Annotated in this window: 19 protein-coding genes and 2 pseudogenes; 8 read left to right on the forward strand and 13 right to left on the reverse strand. The window is 72.4% G+C overall.

Features of this window, described 5'->3' with window-relative positions; translation table 11 throughout:
* The first annotated feature begins 131 nt into the window (after positions 1-131).
* Positions 132-1,787: an AMP-binding protein gene (locus IPK24_05240; protein ID MBK8074976.1), complete on the forward strand. Its 1,656-nt coding sequence runs from the start codon at positions 132-134 to the stop codon at positions 1,785-1,787.
* A 158-nt stretch (positions 1,788-1,945) separates the two neighbouring features.
* On the opposite strand, the gene IPK24_05245 is transcribed toward IPK24_05240, so the two are convergent.
* Positions 1,946-2,623 carry a hypothetical protein gene (locus IPK24_05245; protein MBK8074977.1) on the reverse strand — a complete coding sequence of 226 codons (678 nt, stop codon included), beginning with the start codon at positions 2,621-2,623 and terminating at the stop codon, positions 1,946-1,948.
* Between the two features lie 177 nt (positions 2,624-2,800).
* On the opposite strand from IPK24_05245, the pseudogene IPK24_05250 reads away from it, so the two are divergent.
* Both IPK24_05250 and IPK24_05255 read left to right on the forward strand, forming a co-directional pair.
* Positions 2,801-3,438 (forward strand): annotated as a pseudogene (locus IPK24_05250) (HAD family hydrolase).
* Positions 3,439-3,573: 135 nt separating this feature from the next.
* Positions 3,574-3,957: a cold-shock protein gene (locus tag IPK24_05255; GenBank protein ID MBK8074978.1), complete on the forward strand. Its 384-nt coding sequence runs from the start codon at positions 3,574-3,576 to the stop codon at positions 3,955-3,957.
* A 44-nt stretch (positions 3,958-4,001) separates the two neighbouring features.
* On the opposite strand, the gene IPK24_05260 is transcribed toward IPK24_05255, so the two are convergent.
* Positions 4,002-5,444: an MFS transporter gene (locus IPK24_05260; GenBank protein ID MBK8074979.1), complete on the reverse strand. Its 1,443-nt coding sequence runs from the start codon at positions 5,442-5,444 to the stop codon at positions 4,002-4,004.
* A 146-nt stretch (positions 5,445-5,590) separates the two neighbouring features.
* On the opposite strand from IPK24_05260, the gene IPK24_05265 reads away from it, so the two are divergent.
* Together IPK24_05265 and IPK24_05270 are read left to right on the forward strand one after the other, a co-directional pair.
* On the forward strand, positions 5,591-6,688 hold the full coding sequence (locus tag IPK24_05265) for a DUF3027 domain-containing protein (GenBank protein ID MBK8074980.1): 1,098 nt from the start codon (positions 5,591-5,593) through the stop codon (positions 6,686-6,688).
* A 30-nt stretch (positions 6,689-6,718) separates the two neighbouring features.
* Positions 6,719-9,907: pseudogene (locus tag IPK24_05270) on the forward strand (hypothetical protein).
* 78 nt (positions 9,908-9,985) lie between these two features.
* Here IPK24_05270 and IPK24_05275 read toward each other — a convergent pair.
* From IPK24_05275 to IPK24_05300, 6 genes are all read right to left on the reverse strand, one after another.
* A complete protein-coding gene (locus IPK24_05275; protein MBK8074981.1) occupies positions 9,986-10,219 on the reverse strand; it encodes a DUF2530 domain-containing protein in 234 nt (77 codons plus the stop codon).
* Positions 10,220-10,229: 10 nt separating this feature from the next.
* A complete protein-coding gene (locus IPK24_05280) occupies positions 10,230-11,417 on the reverse strand; it encodes an OmpA family protein (protein MBK8074982.1) in 1,188 nt (395 codons plus the stop codon).
* Between the two features lie 3 nt (positions 11,418-11,420).
* Entirely contained in the window at positions 11,421-11,636 is a 216-nt protein-coding gene (locus IPK24_05285) for a hypothetical protein (GenBank protein ID MBK8074983.1), read from the reverse strand.
* The gene (locus tag IPK24_05290) at positions 11,621-13,126 is read right to left on the reverse strand and encodes a hypothetical protein (GenBank protein ID MBK8074984.1); all 1,506 of its coding nucleotides are present in this window, start codon (positions 13,124-13,126) and stop codon (positions 11,621-11,623) included. Before IPK24_05290 ends, IPK24_05285 begins: the two co-directional genes overlap by 16 nt.
* Positions 13,127-13,470: 344 nt before the next feature.
* Positions 13,471-14,661 carry an OmpA family protein gene (locus IPK24_05295; GenBank protein ID MBK8074985.1) on the reverse strand — a complete coding sequence of 397 codons (1,191 nt, stop codon included), beginning with the start codon at positions 14,659-14,661 and terminating at the stop codon, positions 13,471-13,473.
* Positions 14,661-15,656, reverse strand: a complete 996-nt coding sequence (locus IPK24_05300; GenBank protein MBK8074986.1) for a hypothetical protein — start codon at positions 15,654-15,656, stop codon at positions 14,661-14,663. Before IPK24_05300 ends, IPK24_05295 begins: the two co-directional genes overlap by 1 nt.
* Positions 15,657-16,046: 390 nt before the next feature.
* On the opposite strand from IPK24_05300, the gene IPK24_05305 reads away from it, so the two are divergent.
* On the forward strand, positions 16,047-17,498 hold the full coding sequence (locus IPK24_05305; protein MBK8074987.1) for an NCS2 family permease: 1,452 nt from the start codon (positions 16,047-16,049) through the stop codon (positions 17,496-17,498).
* Positions 17,499-17,639: 141 nt separating this feature from the next.
* Complete coding sequence (locus IPK24_05310) at positions 17,640-18,626, forward strand: aldo/keto reductase (GenBank protein ID MBK8074988.1); 987 nt, start codon at positions 17,640-17,642, stop codon at positions 18,624-18,626.
* Between the two features lie 153 nt (positions 18,627-18,779).
* Here the strand turns inward: IPK24_05310 and IPK24_05315 are convergent, their stop codons facing one another.
* Positions 18,780-19,814, reverse strand: a complete 1,035-nt coding sequence (locus IPK24_05315) for a hypothetical protein (protein MBK8074989.1) — start codon at positions 19,812-19,814, stop codon at positions 18,780-18,782.
* Between the two features lie 72 nt (positions 19,815-19,886).
* Positions 19,887-21,002: an AlkZ family DNA glycosylase gene (locus IPK24_05320; protein MBK8074990.1), complete on the reverse strand. Its 1,116-nt coding sequence runs from the start codon at positions 21,000-21,002 to the stop codon at positions 19,887-19,889.
* A gap of 264 nt (positions 21,003-21,266) precedes the next feature.
* On the opposite strand from IPK24_05320, the gene IPK24_05325 reads away from it, so the two are divergent.
* Entirely contained in the window at positions 21,267-22,523 is a 1,257-nt protein-coding gene (locus IPK24_05325) for an MFS transporter (protein MBK8074991.1), read from the forward strand.
* Between the two features lie 139 nt (positions 22,524-22,662).
* On the opposite strand, the gene IPK24_05330 is transcribed toward IPK24_05325, so the two are convergent.
* The 3 genes from IPK24_05330 to IPK24_05340 form a co-directional block, all read right to left on the reverse strand.
* Positions 22,663-23,586, reverse strand: coding sequence for a ribokinase (locus tag IPK24_05330; protein MBK8074992.1), 924 nt, complete (start codon positions 23,584-23,586; stop codon positions 22,663-22,665).
* Positions 23,583-24,419 carry a phytanoyl-CoA dioxygenase family protein gene (locus IPK24_05335; protein ID MBK8074993.1) on the reverse strand — a complete coding sequence of 279 codons (837 nt, stop codon included), beginning with the start codon at positions 24,417-24,419 and terminating at the stop codon, positions 23,583-23,585. Before IPK24_05335 ends, IPK24_05330 begins: the two co-directional genes overlap by 4 nt.
* A gap of 102 nt (positions 24,420-24,521) precedes the next feature.
* Positions 24,522-25,349 (reverse strand): CPBP family intramembrane metalloprotease, encoded by an 828-nt coding sequence (locus IPK24_05340; protein ID MBK8074994.1) that lies wholly within the window; start codon positions 25,347-25,349, stop codon positions 24,522-24,524.
* Positions 25,350-25,373 lie beyond the last annotated feature (24 nt).

A 25,373-nucleotide genomic window follows, 5' to 3' on the forward strand; every position in this document is an offset into this window, starting at 1 on the left:
ATTCCTTCACGAGCGTGCACGGATTACATGATCACCGAGGGTTTGTGGGGTGGGGCGTGGAGCCCTGGTGATCCGGGCCGCCCGACGCGAGGATGTCAGCAGACAGACCGCTCACCACGCCGGAGGCCGCCATGCTCTCCAAGCCGCTGCCCGCCTACTCGTCGGGCACCGCCGACAAACCACTGCTCGGCCAGACCCTGGGCGCCAACTTCGAACGCTCGGTCGCCCGGTTCGGTGACCGTGAGGCCCTGGTGGACGTCGCCACCAACCGCCGCTGGACCTACAACGAGCTCGATGTCGAGATCGACGAGGCGGCTCTCGGGTTGCTCGAGCTGGGCATCGGCAAGGGTGACCGGGTGGGCATCTGGGCGCTCAACTGTGCCGAGTGGGTGATCATCCAGTACGCCACGGCCAAGATCGGCGCGATCCTCGTCAACGTCAACCCGGCCTACCGCGCCCACGAACTGCGCTACGTCATCGAGCAGTCGGGCATGCGGCTGCTGGTCAGTGCCACCGTCTACCGCAGCTCGGACTATCGGGCGATGGTCGAGCAGGTGCGTCCCGACTGTCCTGGACTGACCGAGGTGGTCTACATCGGTGAGGACTCCTGGGACCAGCTGATGGCCCGCGGCTCGCGGGCAGACCATCAGCGACTCGAGGCGCAGGCGGCCACGCTGTCGTTCGACGACGCGATCAACATCCAGTACACCAGCGGCACGACCGGCTTCCCGAAGGGCGCCACGCTGTCGCACCACAACATCCTCAACAACGGCTACTTCGTCACGGCCAGAATCGGTTTCACCGAGAAGGACCGGCTCGCCATCCCCGTTCCGATGTACCACTGCTTCGGCATGGTCATGGGGGTGATCGGCTCGTTCAGCCATGGCGCCGCGGTCATCTTCCCGTCGCCGTCCTTCGACCCCGCCGCGACCCTGAGTGCCGTCCAGGCCGAACGCGCCACGGCGCTGTACGGCGTCCCGACGATGTTCATCGCCGAGCTCGGCCTCCCGGACTTCGCGAGCTACGACCTCACCACGCTGCGCACCGGGATCATGGCGGGCTCGCCCTGCCCGGTCGAGGTGATGAAGCGGGTGGTGGCCGACATGCACATGGAGCAGGTGGCGATCGCCTACGGGATGACCGAGACCTCGCCGGTCTCGACGATGACCCGCATGGACGACGACCTCGATCGTCGTACGTCGACCGTCGGCACGGTCATGCCCCACGTCGAGGTCAAGATCGTCGACCCGGCAACGGGTTTGGAGCTTCCGCGCGGTGATCACGGCGAGCTCTGCACCCGCGGCTACTCGATCATGCTGAGCTACTGGAACGAACCCGAGCGGACGGCCGAGGCCATCGACGCCGCCGGCTGGATGCACACTGGCGACCTTGCCGTGATGGACGATCAGGGCTACGTCAACATCTCCGGCCGGATCAAGGACATGGTGATCCGGGGTGGTGAGAACATCTACCCACGCGAGATCGAGGAGTTCCTCTACACCCACCCCGACATCGCCGACGTGCAGGTGGTCGGCGTCCCGGACGTCAGGTACGGCGAGGAGCTGATGGCCTGGGTGGTGATGAAACCCGACCGCGAACCCGTGACGGCAGAAGCGATCCGGGCGTTCTGCACCGGCCAGCTCGCTCATTTCAAGATCCCGCGCTACGTGCACATCGTCGAGGGCTTCCCGATGACGATCAGTGGCAAGGTGCGCAAGGTCGAGATGCGTGAGGCGGCGGTCGGGCTGTTGGGCCTGGACGACGCAGCGCGCATCCGCCACGCCTGATCAGCCGCCGTCGTGCGCTCGGCATGCATGGTCGGAATCGCGACCGCGCAGGTCGCTGAAGAGGTTGTCGAACCAGATGTCGAGGGTGCGGCAGTGGATCATGAGCGTTGCTCACCCATGGGAGCCAGGTGCCGAGCGCCGGAGGCCGGGCGCTCAGCTCAGCGCAGCGCCGTCCGCACTTGCTCGCGGAGTGCCTCGACGCGCCAGCCGGCATCGGCATGGTGGCGCTGCAGCCGGGTGATCAGGTCGGCCAGCGCTCGTGCGGTGTCGGCGATCTCGGCATGGCCCCGGCCCAGCTCGCTGCCCACGGCCAGGTCGACGAGCGCGTTGTCGAACCAGGTGTCGAGCCAGCGCCACCCCTCGCTCACCTGGGCGCCGTAGGGGTTGGCCGGCACCTGTCGTGGCCCCGCCCGTACGGCGAGGCGTCCATCGGGCGGCGGTGCCGGATCCTCACAACCGGCGAGGTCCTCGAGATCGGCGAGCTGCCGGCGCAGCCGGCCCAGCAGGAACCGCGCCCGGCCCAGGTCGTCGCCGGATCGGTCGAGCCGATCGTGTTCGAACAGGTCCGCCCATCGGGACGGCGAGGTGAGCAGGTCCAGCAATGACCAGCCGAGACTGCGCGACAGCTCGTCGCCGGCCTCATCGAGCGCGCCCGCGGCGCGGCGGGCCGTGGCCAGCGCGGTGCCGACGGCGGCGAGCCACCGATGCGCCCCGGCCAGTTCCTCGACAGCCGCGCCGGCCGCCCCTGCCCGGGGGTCGCCGTCCGCAGCCAGGGCCGAGGCCGCCAGCCGCCAACGCAACAGCTCGTCGTCCCCGCGCGGGAACCCCTCGGCCATACCTCCCCGGTCGGCACGCAGGGCCGGGGTCTGAGGCGCCCGCGATCGAGTGGGGACCAACGCACCGTTCCACGACGCGAAACGGTGCGTTCGTCCCCACTCGTGCAGCGTGCCGAGCGCGGCCGGCGCCGGCGCGGGCTAGGGTGCGCGCTCGAGCTGGGCGACGATCGGGCGGAGATGAGTGAGTTGAGGGACGGCGGGCTCGTGGTCGGGTTCGACCTCGACATGACCCTGGTCGACTCGGCCGAGGGCATCGCTGCGACGGTGGCTGCCGCACTGGCCGATTTCGGTCACGCCACGACCGCGCAGGAGGTCTGGGCGCTGAACGGTGTTCCCCTGGAGCAGACCATGACCGCGTTGGCCCCGGGCATCGATGCCGCCGCCGCGGCCCGGCGCTATCGCGAGCTCTACCCCCGGCTCGGTGTCCCGGCGATCCGGCTGCTGCCCGGTGCGCTGGACGCCCTGGCGGCCGTCAAACGATCGGGGGCACCACCGTGATCGTCTCGACCAAGGTCGAGCGCGCCGTCCGGCTGGTGGTCGAGGCCGTGGGACTGCGGGTCGATGCGGTGGCCGGGGGACTGTTCGCGCAGGCCAAGGGCGGCTACCTGCGCGAGGTGGGTGCCCACGTGTACGTGGGTGACCACCCGGGCGACGTGCTGGCGGCACGGGCGGCCGGGGCGACGAGTGTCGCCGTGGCCACCGGCCCGCACCCGGCGTCGGCGTTGGCGGCGGCGGGCGCGGACGTCGTCCTGGCGGACCTGCTGGCCTTCCCGGGGTGGCTGGCCGGACGCGGCACGAACTCGGCCGACGTGTGAGGGCCTGGCCCGTTAGGCTTGCCCGATACGCGGTCGCCCGGTGTACCGGGACGTTCCGACCGCCCCATTGACCACTCCGCTGGGCAGACTGATCGCTGCGAGAGGCTGCTCCGTTCGACGACTCGAGGAACTGACGTGCCCACTGGCAAGGTGAAGTGGTTCGACGCTGCGAAGGGCTTCGGCTTCCTGGCGAACGACGATGGCGGCGAGGTCTTCGTGCACGCCTCCGCTTTGCCGTCCGGTACCGAGACGCTCAAGCCCGGGGCACGCGTCGAGTTCGGGGTGGCCCAGGGCAAGCGAGGGCTGCAGGCGTTGTCGCTGCGGCTGCTCGACCCGATCCCGTCGGTGGCCAAGGCCACTCGCAAACCCACCGAGGACATGACGGTCATCGTCGAGGACGTGATCAAGCTGCTGGACGACGTCTCCAACAGCCTGCGTCGCGGTCGCTATCCGGACAAGAGCCACGCCCGCAAGGTGGCGAGCGTGCTGCGCGCCGTCGCGGACGACATCGAGGCCTGAGCGCGGGCGCGACCGGCAGGGCTTTGCCTTGCTCACCGGTGAGGTCACCGGCTCGGCGTCGTCCGATCGGCCCGCACCAGTCGGACCACGCCGAGCACCGTGGCGCCCGCGGCCGTAGCCGTGAGCAGGGTCGCCAGGCCCAGCCCCCACGGCCCGGACAACGGCAACACCAGGCCGATCGCCCCGCCGATCACCCAGGCCAGCTGCAACGCGGTCTCGGTGCGCGCGAAGGCCGAACTGCGGACGGCGTCCGGCACCTCGTCCTGCACCAGGGCATCGAGACAGAGCTTGCCCAAGGACTGCGCCAGCCCGGCCGCCAGCGCCACCAGCAACACGGGCCAGAGCCCGTAGTCGAGCGAGGCCCACAGCGAGGTCAGCGTCAGGACGACGAGCAGCGCTGCCACGACCGCCTCGGGGCGACTGCGACGCACCAGTGCCCCCAAAGCGGTGCCGAGGCCACCGCCCACACCCGCCATGCCGATCACCAGGCCCACCGCGGTGGTCGCGGCCAGACCCGGGAGTGGCTCGGTGCGTAACCGGAAGGCCAGGAACAGGGTCAGGAACCCGGTGAAGCCGCGTAGGGCGGCGTTGCCGCGCAACCCGATCACCGACCGGGTCGCCAGCGAGAACACCCGTGGCCCGGCCCATCGCCGCTCGCGCGGGGCGTCGAGCGGCCTGGTCGCCGTGGCATCCGGGGCCCGCGTGGCATCGGCCGTGTCGGCGGCGGTGTCGGCACAGTCGTCGTCGTCCGGATGATCGGCATCGACCCGGGCGGTCAGCAACAGCGTGAGGGCCACCCCGATCAGGAACAGCACGAACGTCAGCCGCAGCGTCCACTGTGGCCCGGCCCAGTGGGTCAGTCCCACCCCGATGGGCGCCCCGACCACCATGGCGAGGCTGCCGGCGATCGACATCCGCGCGTTCGCGCCGAGCAACTCGGCGCCGTCCGGCAGTACCCGCGGCAGCGCGGCCGCCTTGATCACCAGATACGACTTCTGCCCCACCAGGAATCCGAAGGCCGCCGGGTACAGCGAGAACGCGGCATCACCGTCGGCCAGCGCACTGGCCATCACCCAGGCCAGCCAGGCCCGCGCGCCCATGGTCACCCCGAGTGCGATGCGCCGGCCCCGGCGCACCCGGTCGAGCAGCGGGCCGATCACCGGTGCCAACAGGGAGAACGGCACCATCGTGACCAGCAGCGAGGTGATCACCCGGCTGCGTGCCTGTTCGGTGGGGACGGCGAAGAAGATCGTGCTGGCCAGGGCGGTGACGACCATGGCGTCCGCGGCCGAACTGACCAGGTGCAACTCGAGCATGCGCGCCAGGCCCGACTCGCCCGCCCCGCCGGCATGGGTTCCCCGCCGCACCGCGCGGCCGGAGGCCCGGCCGGCGCGCGCGAGCAGCGAGGTGCTGCGGCGCACCGAGCGGCCGAGCACCCCGGGCGCCGGGCCTCGGCGCGCGGCGTCCGGCCCCGACGGGATGTCCATACCGTCATCCTGCCCCGAGCCGTCCGAACGTGCCGGGTGCCGTCCCGTGGGACAGGCCGGAAGCCCTGGCGAGCCCGGGTGAGCCCGGGTGAGCCTGGGTGAGCCTGGGTGAGCCTGGGTGAGCCGTTGTCGGGCGGGGGCGGCGGATGGGGGACAATCAGCAGGTGCCCACCAGTCTCGACGACGAGATCCCCCCCGCCCTGCCCGCTCCGGAGCTGCCTGCTGCCCTGGACGCCGCCCCCGTGCCGCCGGCGCTGGACGCCGCCCCGGTGCGGCTGGCCCTGCCCGCGGCACCGGCCGGCGCCGCGGTCGAACGGCCGGTGGACGCCGTCTGCGCGGCGGCGGTCACCCTCGCCCGGCAGGCGGCGATCGACATCGCCGGAGCGGGCCAGGTGGGCGATCACGTCACGGTGCACGCCGAGGGCGACCGGGTCGCCACGCATCAGTTCGCCTGCCTGTCGCGCGGTTACCGAGGCTGGCGCTGGGCCGTCACCGTCTCGCGGGTGCCGCGAGCGCGGACCGCGACGGTGAGCGAGGTCGTGCTGCTGCCGGGACCGGACTCGGTGCTGGCCCCCTCGTGGCTGCCCTGGGCCGACCGGATCGCACCCGGTGACCTGGGCAGCGCCGACCAGTTGCCCTACCGCGGCGACGACCCGCTGTTGGAGCCCGGCTACACGGCGACCGGCGAGGAGGACTCCGACCGGCTCGCGATCTGGGAGCTGGGGTTGGGGCGGGTGCGGGTGCTCTCGCCCGAGGGACGGGCGGAGGTCGCCCATCGCTGGTACTCCTCGGACCGTGGGCCGACCAGCGACGAGGCCGTGCACGCGGCGGCCGCCTGCTCGAGCTGCGGCTACTTCCTGCCGTTGGCCGGTGGGATGCGGCAGGTGTTCGGGGTGTGTGCCAACGAGTGGTCACCGTCGGATGCCCGTGTGGTGAGCGTCGACCACGGCTGCGGTGCGCACAGCGAGACCGACGTGGAGCGGGCCGCCCCCGAGACGTTGCCGCCGCCGATCCTGGACGAGACGGGTTACGAGGCTGTCGTGGTGGCACCGCGGCAGACCGAGGGCGAGGGCTCCGAGGCTCCGGTCGAGGCTACCGAGGTCTTGGCGCAGGCCGAGGTCCCGGCGGAGGCCGAGGTCTTGGCGGAGGCCGAGGTCCTGGCGGAGGCCCCGGTGGTCCAGCCCGAGCCGGCGGCCGACGCAGAGCCTCGGGCCGAGGCTGCCGTGGCGGCCGATCAGGGGTGACGAGCGGGTCGCACCGGACAGGGCCGATCGATGTCGCCCGCTGAGCGCGACCCGGACGACCTCGGTCAGATCGCGGCCTCGATCCGCGACCGGGTGCTGGCCGGGTGGGCGGCGTCCCCGGTGCGGTTCCGCGAGGACGCCAATGCCGAGGAGGACTACGCGCTCGGGGGGTACCGCGATCGGGTGCTGGTCGAGCTGGCCCAGAACGCCGCGGACGCCGCCGCGCGAGCCGGCGTCCCCGGTCGGCTGCTGTTCGCCCTGCGCGAGCTGGACGGCGGCCCGGTGCTGGTCGCCGCGAACACCGGCGCCGGGCTGGATTCCGCTGGGGTGCAGTCGTTGTCGACGCTGCGCGCATCGTCCAAGCGGGACGACGCGCCCCACGGCGCGACGGCGGTTGCCGACGTCCCGCCGGGTGGCGAGGGAGCCGACCCCACGGGCCCGGGGTCCCGTGCGGTGGGCCGCTTCGGGGTCGGGTTCTCTGCCGTGCTCGCGGTCACCGATGAGCCGGCTGTGCTGTCGCGAGCGGGCGGGGTGCGATTCTCCCGCGAGGACACCCACGACCTGGTGACCCACACCGCCGCCGGCTCACCTGGCCTGGCGGCCGAGCTGGCCCGGCGCGACGGCCACGTGCCGGTGCTGCGGCTGCCGTTCGCGGCATCCGGTGAGCCACCAGCCGGGTACGACACCGTGGTCCTGCTCCCGGTGCGCGACGGGGCAGCCGACGATCTGGTGCGCAGGTTGCTGGCCGAGCTGGACGACGCCCTGCTGCTGGCGCTGCCGCACCTGGTCGAGGTCCGGCTCGAGGTGGACGGCGCGGTCCGGCTGCTCGAAGGCGTCGAACGCCGCTGGGTCTCGTTGCGCCGCAACGGGTTCGCCGACCCGGGTGATGTCACCGACCGTCCGGTGGAGGAGCGCTCTCGTACCACCTGGTCGCTCACCTGGGCGCTGCCGCGGGACGCCTCGGCCCACCGGACGGCGCAGCGCACGGGTGTGGTCCACGCCCCGACACCCACCGACGAACCCCTCGGTCTGCCGGGCCTGCTGATCGCGAGCTTCCCGCTGGACCCCTCTCGGCGCCACGTCGCCCCCGGCCCGGCCACGGACGCCCTGGTGGCTCAGGCGGGTCAGGCCTATGCCGATCTGGTGGCGGGCCTGGTCGCTGACGAGGTCGCGGCCGTGGCGGAGGACGCGGCCGACTCGGCCGGAACAGCCTGGCGGCTCGGGGATCTCGTGCCCACCGGGCTCCCGTCCGGGGCACTCGACGGGGCAGTGCAGGCGTCCGCGGTGAGCGCGCTGCGCCGCGCGGCGGTGTTACGTCCGGCCGAGGGCGGCCCCCCGGTGCGTCCACGAGATGCCGTTGCCCTGGCCGCACCGGCCGGAGCCGACGAGGAGCTGGTGGCGGCGCTCGCGCCGTCCGTCGCGGGCCTGGTCCATGCCCCGCGAGCGTCTGCTGCGGCGCTGGAGATCCTCGGCGTGCACCGGATGACGCTGTCCGACGTGATCGATCAACTGCCGCTGGGGCGGACGCCGGGGCAGTGGCGCGAGCTGTACGGCGCCGTGGCCGGCCAGGCTGCCGATCCGCTGCAGCGTGAGGCCCTGGCTGCTCTGCCGGTGCCGTTGGCCGACGGTCGGGTGGTGCGCGGGGTGCGCGGGGTGGTGCTGGCCGAGCCCGGTGACCCGCTCGGCGACCGAGCGTCCCTGACCCGCGCCCTGGCGGATCTCGGAGTGCGGACCGTGCACCCCGATGCGGTGCATCCGGTGCTGGAACGCCTTGGGGCGCAGCACCTCTCGGTGTCGGCGATGCTCGGCCTGGCCGAGGTTCGGGCCGCCGTCGAGGCGAGTCTGACCGCCGCCGAGGACGGTGACCTGACGCCGGTCGACGCCGTGCTCACCCTGGTCGAGGGTGCACTGGCCGACGGCCTCGGGCTCGACGAGCAGGCACGGGTCGAGCGCTACGGCTGGCTGGGCCAGCTGGCCTTGCTCGACGCCGAGGGTGAGGTCGCCCCCGCCTGCGAACTGGTGCTGCCCGGGTCACCGGCCGAGCACGTGCTCGACCCCGAGGTGATGGCTCCGGTCGAGACCGCGTTGCTGCACCGGTGGGGCGCCCGGACGCTGCAGGCGGTCGGGGTGCTCGCCGATCTCGCCGTGATCCACGCCGCGGATCTCGACCTCGGCCTCGACCCGGCCGACGTCCCTGACGTGCTGGCGGACCTGCCCGATGTCGCGGCTTGGCTCGACATGGTGCACCGGGCCGCGGGGCGGGACGTCCTGGAGATCACGGCCGGCGACCTGGCGGCCGTGCGCGACCTCGACGCCGTGCGCGAGGAGGCCTGGCCGCAGTTCCTCGACGTCGTGGCTCGTACCCCCGCGTTGCGCCGCGCGGTGGTGAGCCCGCTGCGGGTGACGGTGCACACCGAACGGGGTGTGCTCGGTGAGCACGGTCAGCACGACGAGCACCGGGTGCGCGCCGTCCAGCTGCCCTCGTGGACGGCGTGGTGGTTGCGACGCCACGTGTTCGACGATCAGGTCTGGGCCGATCCGCAGGCCGAGGACGTCGTCCGCGCCCTGCTCGACCCGCCCGCGATGCCGGTCGACGGCCTGGACGCCGAACTGCGGCGCGCGCTGGGCGGCGTCCGGCGACTGGCCGACCTCGATGCCGCGGGTACCGCCGGGCTGCTGCTCGCGGCGGCCGACGAGACGATGAGCTGGGACCTGCCGACCGCCCTGCAGGTCTGGTCGCACCTGGCCGGGGTGACGGGCGCCGTCGAGCAGCTACCGCCGCGGTTGCCGGCGCTCCTGGACGGCCAGGTGCGCGCGGTCGATCGCCACGACGTGATGGTGGTCGACGACCCCGCCTGGCTGCAGCGGGGGGATCTGGGGGCTGCCATCGTGGTCGCCCACGGCCGCGCTGCGGGGCTGGCCGATCTGCTCGACCTGCCGGTGGCCGCCGACCTGGCGGACGGTCGGCTGCGACACGAGGGCGCGGTACTCACCTCCGTGCCGGACGCCGTCCGGGCCGTGCTGCCGCAGGCCCCCGAGTCCTGGTGGGAGCACGAGGAACTGCTGGTCGACGGCGTCGAGGTCGACTGGTGGGTGGAGCCGGGGGATCCGGGGGATCCGGGGCAGGTGCACGCCGCCACGCTCGAGGGCCTGGCTCGCGGTCTCGCCTGGGCTGGTGGCGCCTGGGGGCTGCGGGGTGCCGTGGCCGCCCTGCTCGAGGGCACCGTGAGCCCGGTCGAGGTGTTGCTGGACGAGGCCTTGATCGCCGGCCGGAGTCCGTCCGACAGCTGAACCGGCTCAGCGGCCCCGACCCGACAGCCAGCGAATCCCGATCAGCCCCAGGGCGATCCCCGGCACGGGCGTCCAGACCCACCAGCCCCGGCCCTGGTCGATCAGCTGCTCCCGCTGGATCAGGGCGATCACGAACAGCACGACCCAGACAGCGGTCAGCGTCCAGATCACGCCGCGGTCGGGCGAGGGCAGGGGCTCCGGATCCGGACGGCGTTCGGCCGAGCGGAGGTACCAGCGCATGGGCTGCAGGCTACCCGTCGGTGACGGCGACGAAGACCACGCGGCGGTTGACCGCGTCGGCCAGTTCGCCGCTGCCGGTATCGAGCGGACGGCTCGCCCCGTAGCCGGTGGCGGTCAGCCTCCGGGGGGCGACCCCGGCGTCCACGATGGCCCCGCGCACGGCCTCGGCCCGGGCGCGGCTGAGCGCCAGATTGGCCGCGGCCTTGCCGTTGGCATCGGTGTGTCCCTCGATCCGCACACTCACCGTCGGGTGGGCGCGCAACAGCTCCACCGCGACGGCGATCACCGCCTGGGTCTCGGCCGTCAACTCGGAGGACTTCGGCGGGAAGGAGATCGTCGGCAGAGCCCCGATCTGCGCGGCCACCTGGTCGTCGGTGGCCTCCGCCTGCGGGTCCGAGGCGACGATCAGGGCCTGCTCCACGGCCGCCTCGCCCACCACAGCGGCGGCTGCGGTGAGGGCGGCGGTACGGGTCGCGTCGTCCGGCACGAGCGCGGCGAGCTCGAGCCGTCCGGTGCGCAACGAGACGGCGCCGGCCCGGGTGCGCGGGCCGAGGGCGACCAGCACCTGGGCGAACGCCGGTAGGCCCTCGTCGCCGGCCTCGGGATCCTCGATCAGCTCATCGCGGATGTCCTCGGCCGTGAAGGTCTTCCGCAACGAGCCCAGAAGCTGATCATGGGTGGCCCGGGACGGCACGCTCCCCAGCAGCACCACGCGCCCGTCGTCCAGGGTGGCCCCGAGCGCGGCCAGGTCCGCGAGCGGCACCGTGGGTGCGCCCACGGCCCCTCCGGCTGTGGTGGGGCCGATCGTCGCCGGTGGCGACGTGGCACCGCGTCCGGACGACGCCCCCGTGACCGGGATGACCGAGTAGACGCCGGGTACCTCGAGCACCGTCTCGGTGATCTCGCCGACATCCTCCGTGCCGGCGGGCACGGTGAGCGTGACATCGCGTCCTCGTACCGTCACCGTGACGTCGGGGTGCCCGGCGGCGGACAGGGCGGCCCGGGTCCGTTGGGTCAGATCGGACTCCAGCGCGGGCCGCACCAGCAGGAACTGACCGGCCACGGCACCCCCCAGGCCGAGCACGACGACGGCCGTCACCAGCGGGGCGATCCGTCGGGGACTGCGCTCATAGGCGCGACCACGGCGAACCAGCTGGGTCGTGCGCTCCGGTGTGGTGGCCAGGTCGGGCGCTGCCATGGTTCAGGAGTTCTCTCTGCCGATCATCAGGCCACCGGCGAGCGTTGCAGCGCCGTCCGAATCGCCCTGCAACAGCAGGGCCGCCTGCACCGACCAGGTGGTCAGGGTGGGTGGGGCGGTCAGGTCGGCGTCGGCGAGGATCTGGCGCAGTTCCTCGTCGCGCACCGCCGCCAGCTGGGTGTAATTGGTGACGCCTGCGGCCTTCAGCGCGTCGGCCATCGCGGCGTCCACGCCGTGGATCCGTTCCAGGTCCTCCTCCGCGGCGGGGGCGACGCTGGTCCAGGAAGGCCCCTCGGGGTGCGCGGTGGTGCGGAAGGCCGCCCCGGGACCGGACGGCGGGTGGGCGACGGGGTGGGAGCCGCGGCCTCGGGGGGCAGCGTGATCGGAGTCGTGGGTGGGGTGGAGTCGGCCTTGGGTGTGATGGCCGACTCCGGACCGGCCTCGGTGGCCGGGCGGCGCTCGACGGAGGTCGCCTCATCGCCGGAACCGTCGCCGTCCGAGGGCTCGGTCGAGCGCTCGGCCTGGGCCTGCTCGACCAGCTCGGCGGCCTTGGTCGCCCAGAACGCGATACCGGGTGCCGATCGGATGCGGTTGACGCGGAGCGCCCGGCGCAGCTGGTCCTCGGAGGCGTTGGCCACGGCGAAGAACGAGCCGATGCCCTCGGTGGCGAGTGCCGCCGCCATCTGGGGGGTGACGCCGTCGATGAGCGTCAGATCGTCCATCAAGGCCGGCTCGGACGGCCCGGTGGTCTCTGTGGCGGGGTGGTCGCCCGGCGGGTTCGCGTTCACGGCTGCTCCGGTGGTCTCGTCGTCGACCGTGGTGGAGTGCTCGGGGGCGATGGCCGCGACGATGCGCGGCGCGTCCTGCGCGGACGGTGGTTCCGCGGCGCCGATCAGGGCTGCGGAGCCAGAGGTGGCCGATTCTGATGCGCCGTCGTGGTGGCCCGGCTCGCCCCCGTGCGGGTCCGGTGCCTCCTCGTCTGCCTCCTCGTCGAGGTGCGGTTTGTCGTCGTCGGTGTTCGTCGGTGCGGTCTCGTGGGAGTCCGGCGTGTCGGCGGCGGCCACGCCAGCGACGTCGGGGCCAGCAACGTCGGGGCCAGCGACGTCGGGGCCAGCGACATCGGGCGCAGCGTGACGTCGGGCGCGCTCGGCCTCGTCGCGGCCGTCCGGGTGGCCGTGCTCGATGGCCGGGGAGGGGACCGAGGCCATGGGCACGGTGTCGGGAGCGATCGACGGCGATGGGAGCAGCGCCGTGGCCGTGACCGTCGTCCCGTTGCGAGCCGTCGCGTCAACGGGCTGGCGGCGCAGGTCGAACGCCTCGCGTTCGGTGGCTGCGGGTTCGAATCCGGTCGGGGCGAGGGTGGGTGCTGCGGTGGCAGGTGCTGCCGGCTCTGGCGTGGCCGGCTCGGGCACGGTCGGTTCCGGCATGGAGTTGGCCGGTGTGGTGGCCGGTGTGGTGGCCGGTGTGGTGGCCGGTGTGGTGGCCGGTGTGGTGGCCGGCGCGGTGAGTGCCGGGTGGGTGACGGCCCAGCCGGCCCGGAAGACGTCGCTCGCGGGCACATCGGAGTCCGCCGGGGCCACCTCGGGCCGGTCGATCACGCGTTCCTCGGCACGGACCCACCGAAGGCCCCATACCAGCCATCCGACCAGGAGGCCGGTGACGAAGGCGAGCGCAAGGGTCAGAGCGGAGTGCACAGCGAACCACGCCATGCGTCCTCCCTCAGGTGTTCCCGGTGCGACGGAAAGACGGCACACCCGACCGTTTCCGTGTCGTCGACTAGTGAACACTCCTCGAGTGACCGACGGTATCTGATCGGGACAACTGATCCCGAGTGGGTGCAACGGCAACTACGCACGGTTGCATTCGGCTATCAACCAGCATCGCATCGTGACCGGAGGGCTGTGCCCGACGGTGCAGAAAGGCCGGGTGAACCGATCACGCCCCACCCTCCGGCTGAGCCGGCCACCGACAGCACGACGGCGGGTCCCCGAGGTTCTCGGAGGCCCGCCGTCGCGTGGTCGACGCTGCTGACAGCGCGATGCTCAGCAGCTGATCACAGCACGAGGAACTCCACGCGCCGGTTCACCGCCCGGTTGGTCGGCGAGGTGTTCGCCAGCTTCGGCACGCCCTCGCCGAATCCGCGATACGACATGCGCTCGTGGGCGATGCCCAGGCTGTGCAGCACCTGACGCACCTTCGCGGCCCGTGCGGTGCTCAACCGCAGGTTGGACGCTGCCGACCCGATGTCGTCGGTGTGGCCGTCGATGCGGACCTTGACGGCCGGGTTGGCCTTCAGGATGGCCGCCGCCTGCCGAACGGCACGCAACCCAGCCGGCGTGAGCCGGGTGGTGCCGGTCTCGAAGGTGATCTGCGGCAGGGTGTCGAGCTTCTGCTGCGCAGGGCCGCCGGCCGGCTTGCCCGGGTTGCTGGGTGCCGGGGTTGCGCCGACCGTCAGCTGCGAGGTGACCTTGCCGGCGTCCTGGGTGACGGCCGCCGCAGCAGCCTCGGCGGCGGTCTTGGCCGCGGCGTCCGCCACGGTGCCGGACAGCGTGAGTGCGCCGTCCTTCAACGCTGCCGTCGCGGCGCTGGGCTCGCCGAGCGCACCGAGCAGGGTGGCGAACCCGGACAAGCCCTGGTCGGAGACCGCTGCGTCGACCGTGAGCTGGTCGACCACGTTGCCGGCGCCGAAGGTCGTGGTGGCAGCAGCCACCAGCGCGTCCTTGGCGGCCTGCGTGGGAACGGTGCCGCTCAGCGTGACCTTGCCGCCCGCGGTGACCGCGGTGACCGCGGGCAGGGACGCTGCAGCCGAGGGACCGGAGGCTGGTGAGGACGGCGAGGGGGCCGCCGAGCTCGGGGACGGCGTGGTGGCGCCGGTGTCGGTGCCGGTGCCGAAGTTCGCGGTCACCACGCGGACGCCGTCCAGCGCCGTGACCTTCTCGATCAGCGTCCGCGGGTCGGCGTCGGCCGGCAGGGTGCCGGTCAGCACGCCGTCCCGGCCGGTGAAGTCGACCTTCACCCCCGGGGTGTCGGCCAGCGCCGTGGCCGCCCGGCCTTCCAGGTCCTGCTCGATGGAGTGCCGGATCGGGATGTCATGGGCGATCCCGAGCCCGAGCAGGCCCACCGCACCGATCACCCAGGGCAGCGCCCCGGCCGGACGACGCTCCCAGAAGTAGTGCTTCGTGGTGGTCGTGGTCGTGGTGGTGAGGGTGGTCTCGCGGGAACGCTGGGTGGAGCCGGTCGTCATCACGCCCTCCGGCCGATGTCGCGGCCGCCGACGAGCTGCTCGGTCAGCTGCAGGAAGCCATCCTCGTCGCCGTCCGCCAGCAGCCGGGACTGACGTGCCCAGGTCGGCAGGCTCGGGGCGAAGCGCAGGCCGGCGGCCTCGAGGGCCGACTGCAGGGAGGCGACGTCGGAGTCCGCCAGGGCGCGGAACGTGGTGATCCCACTGGCGCGCAGAGCGGCGGCGATGCGCGGGCCGATGCCCTCGACACGCTCCAGGTCGTCGTCCTCGCTCTCGGCGGGTGCCTCGCCCGCGGTGGCGTCGACGAGCGGCTGGACGGCGGGCGCCTCGGCGGCCTGCGCGCCCGCCTCGGTGCCGTCGGTGGTCTCGGTGTGCTCGCTGCTCTCGGCGGGGGCCGGGGCCTCGGCGGCGATGGCGGCGGTGGGAATGGGTGCGGTCTCGGGGCCGTCCTCGATGGCCGTGTCGCTCGCCGGGCCACTCACCTGCGCGGATGCGGTGGCGTCATCGGCCACGTCGACCGACGGGGTGGCGACCTCGGTGACATCGACACCGTGCGCGCCGTGCTCGTGAACGTCCACGACGGGGGCGTCGACCTCGGCCACGTCGATCGACTCGGCGGTCTCGATCACCGGGGTGGGCTCGACGTCCGGCACGGCGGCCTCGTCCGGGGCGACATCCGCCGCGGCCTGGATCTGGCTGCTGGTCGCCGCGGCCTCGTCCGCCGAGGTGTCGGTCGCGGCAACGGCTGCTGTGGTGCCGGCTGCCGTGGCTCCGGCGAGCAACCCCTGCAGCCGGGAGATCTCCTCGTCCTTGGCCGTCAGGGCCTGGGCGTGATCCGCCACCGCCACGGAGTGCTCGCGCGTGACGCGGGTGATCGCCTCCGACTCGGTGAAGTACCGCTTGTGCCACGGGCGTCGCCACAGCGCCCAGCCGAGGATCAGCCCGAGCAGGAACGAAAGCAGGATGATCAACCAGGATTGACCGAGAAACCAGGACACGTGGCCCTCCACGGACGGGTCGGACGGCGTGGGACGAACCTCCCACGGCGCGAGCATGTCATGCCGTACTGATCGACGGAGCGAAACCGAAGATCGCTGCGGGTTACTTTAATGCGGGGGGCGAGTGATCAAAGTCGCCCGCAGTTGCGACTTTGTGCGAATGGTGCATATGGGACGCCATGGCGGGCCGGACACATGGCGCGGACGAGCTTATCCACTCGGGGGCGGAGTCGGGCAATCCGACCGCTATCGCATCGGGTCCCGGTCGGCTTGGCCGAGGGCGCTGCACGGCGTGGTGCCGGACCGCTACCTTTGCGCCGTCCTCGTTCGGCGAACGTGGCGGGCCGCCGTCGCCCCGCTGTCGCGCCTCTCGACCCCGGGTGGATCTCGATGACCGCTCTCGACCGTTACTTCCAGATCAGCCAACGCGGCTCGACCGTGGCCCGCGAGCTGCGTGGTGGCCTGGTCACCTTCTTCACCATGGCCTACATCGTGGTGCTCAACCCCTTGATCATCGGCACCCAGAAGGACGCCTCGGGCGCCTTCCTCGGCGGCGGTCAGGCGCCGGACCTGGCCAAGGTGGCCGCCGCCACCGCACTGATCGCCGGGCTGATCACCATCCTGATGGGCGTGGTCGCCAACTACCCGTTGGCTCTGGCCACCGGGCTCGGCCTGAACGCCTTCGTGACCTTCGGGATCGCCAAGTTGCCCGGCATGACCTGGGCCGATGCCATGGGCCTGGTGGTGATCGAGGGCGTGATCATCCTGGTTCTGGTGCTCACCGGCTTCCGGACGGCGGTCTTCCACGCCGTCCCGGTGCAGCTCAAGACCGCCATCAGCGTCGGCATCGGCCTGTTCATCACGATCATCGGCTTCGTCGACGCCGGGTTCGTCCGGCGGACCGGCACCGGGCCGGTTCCGGTCGAGATGGGGGTCGGCGGCTTCCTGGCCGGCTGGCCCACGGTGGTCTTCGTCATCGGCCTGCTGACCATCGCCATCCTGCTGGTGCGCGGCGTCAAGGGAGCGATCCTGATCGGCATCGTGGCGGCCACCGTGCTCGCCGTGATCGTCGAGGCGGTGGCCGAGATCGGGCCGAGCTTCATCGCGCCCGACAAGGTCAACCCCACCGGGTGGGGCCTGAACGTGCCGGCGTTGCCGGACAAGGTGGTCGACGTCCCGGACTTCGGCCTGCTGGGCCAGTTCGACCTGCTGGGTTCGTTCTCGGCCGTGGGCGTGGTGACCGCGCTCCTGCTGATCTTCACCCTGATGCTGGCCGACTTCTTCGACACCATGGGCACCATGGTCGCCATCGGCGCCGAGGCGGGCCTGCTCGATGAGGACGGCACCCCGCCGAACACCGAGCGGATCCTGGTGGTCGACTCGATCGCCGCCATCGCCGGTGGTGCGGGCAGCGTGTCGAGCAACACCAGCTACATCGAGTCCGCCGCCGGGGTCGGTGAGGGCGCCCGAACCGGGCTCGCCTCGATCGTCACCGGCGTGCTGTTCCTGCTGGCGACGGTGTTCGCGCCGTTGGTCTCGATCGTTCCCTACGAGGCGGCCACGCCGGCGTTGATCATCGTGGGCTTCCTGATGATGACCCAGGTCAAGGGCATCGACTGGGACGACATCGAGATCGCTCTGCCGGCCTTCCTGACGATCGTGCTGATGCCGTTCACCTACTCGATCACGGCGGGGATCGGCGCCGGCTTCATCGCCTTCGTGGTGCTGAAGGTGGTGCGGGGCAAGGCCTCGTCGGTGCACCCGCTGATGTGGCTGACCTCGGCGCTGTTCCTGATCTACTTCGCGATCGACCCGGTCAAGAACGCGCTCGGCGTCAGCTGAGGTCCTGCCCTGCGACCACTCGCCCTGACCGCTCCGTCACGCCATGATCACCGTTGGATCGCCGTCTGCCACCGCCCAGCCGGAGCAAACGGCGATCTGACGGTGATCATGTGGTTTGTGGGGTGGCCTAGCGTGGTCGCCATGATGACCAGGACATTGGGTACCGCCGGGCCGTCGGTGAGTGCGCTCGGGGTGGGGTGCTGGGCGATCGGTGGGCCATGGCAGATGGGCGGCATCGAGGCCGGCTGGGGTGCGGTGGACGACGACGAGTCGGTCCGGGCGCTGCGGGCGGCGCTCGAGGCGGGGGTCACCTTCTTCGACACCGCGGCGAACTACGGCGCCGGGCACAGTGAGCGCGTACTCGGCCGGGCGATCGCCGCGCGACGGGACGACGTCGTGCTGGCCACCAAGTTCGGCTACCGGGTCGACGAGGCGAACCGCACCGTCGGGGGTCCCGACACCACACCGGCCTCGATCGCCGCGCAGTGCCGCGAGAGCTTGCGCCGGTTGGGCACCGACCGCATCGACGTGTACTGGTTCCACGTCGGTGACCACCCGATCGAGGCCGTGGACGACGTGCTGGGTGCGCTCGATCAGCTGGTCGAGGAGGGACTGATCCGGTCCTACGGCTGGAGCACGGACGACGTCCCGCGGGCGGAGGCGTTCCTCGCCGGCGCTCACTGCGTCGCGGTGCAGCATCAGCTCAACGTGTTCCAGGACAACCCGGCGATGCTCGAGCTGTGCGAGCACTGGGGCGTGGCGAGCGTGAACCGCGGGCCGTTGGCCATGGGGTTGCTCACCGGCAGCTACGGCCCAGACCGGCAGTTCGCCGCGGGGGATCTGCGGCGGCAGAACCTCGAGTGGATGGGCTACTTCACCGACGGTCGTCCCTCGCCGGCCTGGCTGGCGCGGCTGGACGCCGTCCGGGACGTGCTCACCGCGGGCGGGCGGACCCTCGCTCAGGGCGCGCTGGGCTGGTTGTGGGCGCGCAGCCCGATGACGATCCCGATCCCCGGGGTGCGCACCGTGGCTCAGGCGCAGTCGAATGCCGCCGCGCTGCAGTTCGGCCCGCTGACCGCGGCCCAACTCGCCGAGATCGAGACCCTGGTCGCCGCGCAGCCACTCTGATCACCGTCGCCCCGCCCCATGATCACCGTTGGATCGCAGTTTCCCACCGCCTGACCGGAGCAAACTGCGATCCAACGGTGATCATGGAGCGGTCTGGTCTGGTCTGGTCTGGTCTGGGGCGGTTTGCTCTGGTCGGCCTGGCCGGCTGCGCGGTCACGGTCGACGCGCGTGTCGCCAGGCCTCGACCAGGAACGGGTGGACGGCGTTCACCACGACGGCGATCACGATGCAGAGCTGCACGGTGGGGGCGGCGCGGTCGCGGGGCACGGCGAGCAGGATCGCTGTGGCCAGGTAGGGCAGCACGGCCAGGCCGGCGGTGAGGGTCAGGAAGGGGTCTCTGCGCACCAGGGCACCGGCCGTGCTGCGCACCCCCGGCCCGGCTTCGCGCCAGGGAACCCAGGCCACGGCCAACCCCAGCGCGAGCACCGCGAGGGCGGTCACCAGGCGCGAGGTCAGGGGCTGATCAGTCAGTGTGATCCAGGCCAGCCCTGCCGCTCCGGCCCAGCCCGCGGCCGCCACCCGGCGGCTGATGCTCAGCACCAGATCGGCGATGCGCTCCCGGGAGCCCTCGTCACCGGGGCTGGCGGCCAGCGCCCGGGTGAGGGCTGCTGCCGCCTCGGCCGGCCGGCCGCCGTCCAGATGAGCGCGGGCGTCGACGCGGTGCACGTGCCCGAGGGTGGGTGCCAGCCGCAAGGCCTCGGCATGGACGGCGCGTGCCTGGCGGGTGCGGCCCAGTTCGGTGAGTACCTGGCCGTGTAGGGCGATGATGCGTGCGTCGTCCGGCCGCAGCTCGCGAGCCCGGGCGATGTCGGCCTCGGCGCGTCGTCGGTCCAGCCTCACGGCATGGGCCAGAGCGCGGTGGGCGAGGTGGTGAGCCGCCCAGGGTTCGAGGCGGATCGCCTCGCCGAACGCCGTCAGGGCGGTATCCGCGCGGCCGAGCATCAGCAGCGACCAGCCGACCTGGGCGTGGCTCTCGGCGTCGTCCGGGGCTGCCGTGGCGGCCGCCATCGCCGCCTCGAAGGCCGCCTCGGGCTGATCGAGGCGCTGGTGGCACTCGCTGAGCAGTTGCAGCGCGGCAGCATCGTGAGGTGCCACGCGCAGGGCGGCCTGGACGACGTCCAGGGCCGCTGCGGTACGCCCGGCCTCGAGCAGCAGCCAGGCCCGCTGCAGGTGGGTGTCGTCGTGCATGATGTCGGGTCGCCCGTCCGGGTGCTGTTCGGCCTCGAGGTCGGCGTCAGCGTAGATCAGGTTCCAGCTGGGTCAGGGCGCCAGCAGGTCCTGAATGCGTTCGACCTCGGCGGCCAGCAGGGCGGCCGGCGGTTTCGGACGGTCGTCGAACAGGGTGACCCTCACCCGGTCGGCGGCGCCGTCCTCGAGCTGCCAGGTGCCGACGACGCCGTCGGGTGTGGCCACGACGGGGGTGATCCAGCCGGCAGCGCGGCTGACGTCGGCGCGGTGCCCTGGCGGGATCAGGTGCGCGTCACCGGTGCCGGGACCGAGCACGAACTGGTCGAAGGCGGGCAACAGTCGGACGGCGAGTGCCGGGTTCGCGGGGTCGGTGGCGGCCAGGTCCTCGACGTCCTGGGTGCGGGCGAGCAGCCGGGTGCCCTCGACGTCGACCGGGGTCAGCTCCTCGCCCAGATCGGCGAACCATTGCCGCAGAGTCGGTTTCGAGGTGGCGCCGCGCAGCAGCCAGGCGTCGAAGGCCGCCGGGTCGGCGGGTCCGAACGCGGCCAGGTAGGCCGGGATGGCGTGGCGCGCGGCGTCGTCCACGGCCATCAGCCCCGGCCAGCCGGGCGCCACGTCCTGCGGCCGGGTGAAGGTCACCTTGCTGCCCCGACTCGGCCCGTTGCACAGGATCCCTTGCCAGGCAAGGGGTTTGAGCGCCGATCCCCAGGACGAGGCGACCTGGTCGGCCAGCTGCGCGCCGTCCGGGCTCTCGCGCAGGTGAGCGACCAGCTCGTCCCGGGTGCGCGGTACCCCGTCCGCCAGTAACTCGGCCACGGCGGCCTCGAGCCGCTCGACCTGATCGAGCGTCAGGTACGTCTTCTGCCACGACCCCTTCGCCCAGGTGCGCGGCGCGGCGGCCAGGGTGAGGAACGCCGCGGCGTCCTCGGGGTGCAGCACGTGCAGGGTGCCGCGCATCGCCCAGGTACGCAGCAACTCGCCGCGCGCCAAAGCCGCCGCGAGCGTGTCATCGCGCCCGGCGCCGGTTGTGTCGAGCCGGACGGCGACCGCCAGCTCGGCCGCCGAGGTGACCTGGGCCTGTACCCCACACAACCGCCGCGCGGTGGCCACGGCCGAGCCCACGTCGAACTGCCGCCCCAACCGCCAGGCATGCACCTGCGACCAGGTCAGCGACGGCACCGCGGGCATACCCCAACCCTGCCACGACAACCCCCAGCCACCCCAGCCACCCCACCCACCCCCCAGCCACCCCAGCCACCCCCACCGAACCCGCTCATGCTCCGCAGGTGCCCGTCCATGCTCCGCGCGTGACGCTTTGACACCGTTGACAGGGGCTCTGGGAGTGTCACCCGCGGAGCATGAGCAGGTTTGTCCCGGGGGCTCGAGCGGGCCGGGAATGAGCGAGGTCGAGGCGGGGTTGTCGCGAGAGCCACCGAGGAGGCCAACCCGCTCGTGAGTCCCACGTTCACCGCGCTGCAGCACCCGAACTATCGGCGCTGGGCGGTGGGGGCGCTGATCTCGAACACCGGCACGTGGATGCAGCGGGTGGCGCAGGACTGGCTCGTCCTGACCGTGTTGACTGCCGACTCCGGCCTCGCCGTGGGCATCACGACCGGCCTGCAGTTCGCCCCCATGTTGCTGTTCGCCCCCGTGGCCGGGGTGTTGGCCGATCGGTTCGACCGCCGCCGACTGCTCATGGCCACCCAGGCCACCTCGGCGCTGACAGCCCTGGTGCTCGGCGTCCTGGTCGTCAGCGGCGTCGCCGAGCTCTGGCACGTCTACCTGCTGGCGGCGCTGCTCGGCACGGTGAGCGCCGTCGATGCCCCCGCGCGGCAGGCATTCGTCTCACAACTGGTGCCCGAGGTCGATCTGCCCAACGCGGTGGGGCTCAACAGCGCCTCGTTCCATGGCGGACGGCTGATCGGTCCCGGGGTGGCGGGCCTGTTGATCCACTGGCTGGGTACCGGCCCGGTGTTCCTGATCAACGCGGCGTCCTTCGGCGCCGTCCTGATCTCGTTGGCCCGGATGCACCGGCCAGACCTGATCGCCTCGCCGCGTCCGGCCGCTGGGCGGGGCGGACTGCGTGCCGGGCTCGGCTATGTGCGACGCCGTCCGCAGATCATGGTGACCATGGCCCTGGTCGGCGTGGTCGGCACCTTCGGGCTGAACTTCCAGCTCACCACGGCGCTGATGGCGCGGCTGGCGTTTCACAAGGGCGCTGGCGAGTACGGCCTGCTGGGCTCGGTGATGGCGATCGGATCGCTGGCCGGGGCGTTGCTGGCGGCTCGGCGTGAACGTCCGGGACTGCCGTTGGTGGTGGGGGCCACGCTCGCCTTCGGGGTGAGCTCTGTCGTGGCGGCCCTGATGCCCAGCTATCTGACCTTCGCACTGGCGCTGATCCCCGTCGGACTGTGCGCCCTGACCCTGATGACCGCCGCGAACACGAGCGTGCAGCTGGCCACCGAGCCCGCGATGCGTGGCCGGGTGATGGCGCTCTACATCGCGATCTTCATGGGCGGGACGCCGGTCGGGTCACCGATCGTGGGCTGGGTCGGGGAGCAGTTCGGCGCTCGCTGGACGATTCTCGGCGGCGGCCTGGTGACGCTGGCGGCGGGCCTGGTGGCGCTCGCCTGGTTGATCATCGGACGCCGGCGCGCGGCGTCCGGGGTCACCGACGATCTGCGTGCGGCGAGTGACGTCCTGCGCTGACGCGCCCTGCCCCAACCCGACCATGCTCCGTGGCTGACACGTGAGAGCGCAAGACAACGCTGTCAAACCGTCAGCTGCGGAGTATCGACGGGCACCTGCGGAGCATGAGCGGGTTGGGTGGGGGTGCGGGTTGGGTGGGTCAGGGGGTGAGGAGGGTGTCGACCTCGGCCTCGGTGGGGATCGAGGGGACGGCGCCGGGGCGGGTGGTGGCCAACGCGCCGGTGGCGCAGCCGCGGCGCAGGGCCGCGGCCACCGGCAGGCCGCGAGCCAGGGCGGCGACGAACCCGCCGCAGAAGGCGTCCCCGGCGGCGGTGGTGTCGACCGGGTCCACCCGAAAAGCCTCGAGGGTGTACTCGGCGCTGTCCGGGCCGACGGCGATCGCCCCGCGCGCGCCGAGGGTGATCACCACCGCCCGGGGGCCGTGCTCACGCAGCCGCCGGGCGACGTCCAGGGCGGCCTCGGACGTCGCCACGCTCACCGGCTCGCCCAACACCAGCGAGGCCTCGAACTCGTTGGGGATCAACCAGTCCACCTCGGCCAGCACCTCGGCCGGCAGCGTGATGGCCGGCGCCGGGTTCAGCACGGTGATCGCCCCGGACCGCCGGCCGAGATGCAACGCGGCGGCGACGCCGTCCAGTGGGGTCTCGAGTTGGCACAGCACCACGGCAGGCGGCGAGGCGAGTGCGGCGAAGGCCGCCTCCACCCGGTCGGGGGTCAGCGCGGCGTTCGCCCCGGCCACCACGATGATCCGGTTGGCCGCCGTGTCGTCCACGCTGATCAACGCGACGCCACTCGCGCCGGGCACGGTCGCCACGGCCGAGGTGTCCACCCCCGCCGTACCCGCCTGATCGAGCAGGAACGCGCCCAGGTCGTCCTCCCCGACGCAGCCCAGCATCAGGGTGCTCGCCCCACCTCGTGCCGCGGCCACCGCCTGATTGAGCCCCTTGCCCCCGGCGGCCCGGGCAAAGGCGTGCCCGTGCACCGTCTCGCCGTCACCGGGCAGACGTTCGGCGTACGCGACCAGATCGGCGTTGAGGCTTCCCACCACCAGCACCTGGCTCACGACGCATCACCCGGCCAGACCACGGGGAACAGCGGGTGGTCGAGCTCGGCGCCGTCGGCCAGCTCGGCCTCCAGGTGCTCGAACGGCGGCGAGGTGCGCCAGCGTCGCGGCGCGTGCCGGCTCAGGCAGGACAGGTAGCGCAACGACAGCACCCGGCGCCGCCCGACGAACGGGAACCCCGGGGCACCGTGCACGGTGAGGAAGTCGAAGAAGATCGCGTCGCCGGGAGCCATCTCGAATCGCCTGATGTCGAAGGTCTTCCGGCTCGACTCGATGTCGGGCAGCTCGGCCAGCGACCCCTCGGGGAACCACTTGGCCTCGCCGGTCAGGAACGTGCGCGGCATCAGCCACGGCCCGCGGTGGGTGGCGGCGACCAGCTCGAGACACCCCTCCTCGGGCACCGGGTCGACCGGGATCCACGCCGAGGTACCCAGCCCGTCGACGTTGTAGTACGGCTGGTCCTGATGCCAGGGCGTGCGCTGCCGGGTGCCGCCCTCCTTGACCAGCACGTGATCGTGATAGAACCGCACCGGCCCGTCGGCTCCCGCCGCGGCCATCAGCTGGGCGGCGATGCGGGGTACTGCCGAGGTGCGGGCCAGGGCCTCGATCTCGGGCACCTGCTGCCAGCGCCGGAAGTCCTCGACGAATCGACCCGGGTCGTCGCGGCGGCTCGCCGTCTGAGCCAACGGCCCCGGTTCGGCGAGCACCCGCTCGATCCCGGCCCGCGCCAGCTCCACCTGCTCCGGCGTCAGCAGCCCGCGCACCAGGGTCACGCCGTCGCGCGCGTACTGCTCGGCCTGTCCCGCCGTGAGCACGGGTTCCGTGGGCTCCATGGCCTCGGATCGTAGGCGCGGCCGTGAAGATCGTCGTCCGGAATCCGATTTGTGCGCACATCATCCCGGATCCGGATTCCGGACGGTGATCTCGAGGCCGGCTCAGCCCAGGCCCAGCGCCCCGGCGAACAGTTGATAGCCGACGAACGCCACGACATCGAGCAGGGTGTGGGCGATCACCAACGGCATCACCCGGCCGCGACGGCGGAAGTACTCCGCGAACACCAGCCCCATCACGGCATTCCCGACGAACGGCCCGAACCCCTGATAGAGGTGGTAGGCGCCGCGCAGTACCGCGCTGACCCCGAAACAGGCCCAGGTCGGCCAGCCGATCCGGCGCAACCGGGTGAGCAGGTACCCGACCACGATGACCTCTTCGAGCAGGGCGTTCTTGAGCGCCTGCACCACGAGCACCGGCACCGTCCACCAGTACGCGTTGAGGGCCGAGGCGACCACCCCCACGGTGATACCCAGTTCACGGCCCACGAAGTAGAGCCCCAGCCCGGGCAGGCCGATCACCGCCGCGAGCAGGACGCCGTGTAGCAGGTCGCGCACCGGCGCCGCGCCGTCCAGCCCGAGCCGGCGGGCACCCGAGCGCACCAGGTCACCGGCCGGTTCGGCGAGCAGCCAGAGCACCAGGACGACGGGTATCAGGGTGACCGCGATGCCGGCGAGTTGATAACTCAGGTCGAGGTAGGGCCGCGGACTGACCGAGCGGTTGACGGTCGCGGTCTGCGCCGCCAGCGGTGGCCCGGCGGTGAGCTTGCCGGCCAGGTCGATCACCGCATAGAGCGCCGAGGCGGCCAGTGACAGTCCCAGCACGATCCAGATCTCGGCGATGGTCCGTGCTCGGGGACCGGCCGAGGGCAGCTGATCGACCGACCGGGACGGCGGCGTCGGCGGTTCGTCTGGTTGCGCAGCGGCGCTCATGGGGTCATCATCCAACGTCCCCTC

The organism is Kineosporiaceae bacterium (assembly GCA_016713225.1).
In the GTDB taxonomy this organism is placed as follows: domain Bacteria; phylum Actinomycetota; class Actinomycetes; order Actinomycetales; family Kineosporiaceae; genus JADJPO01.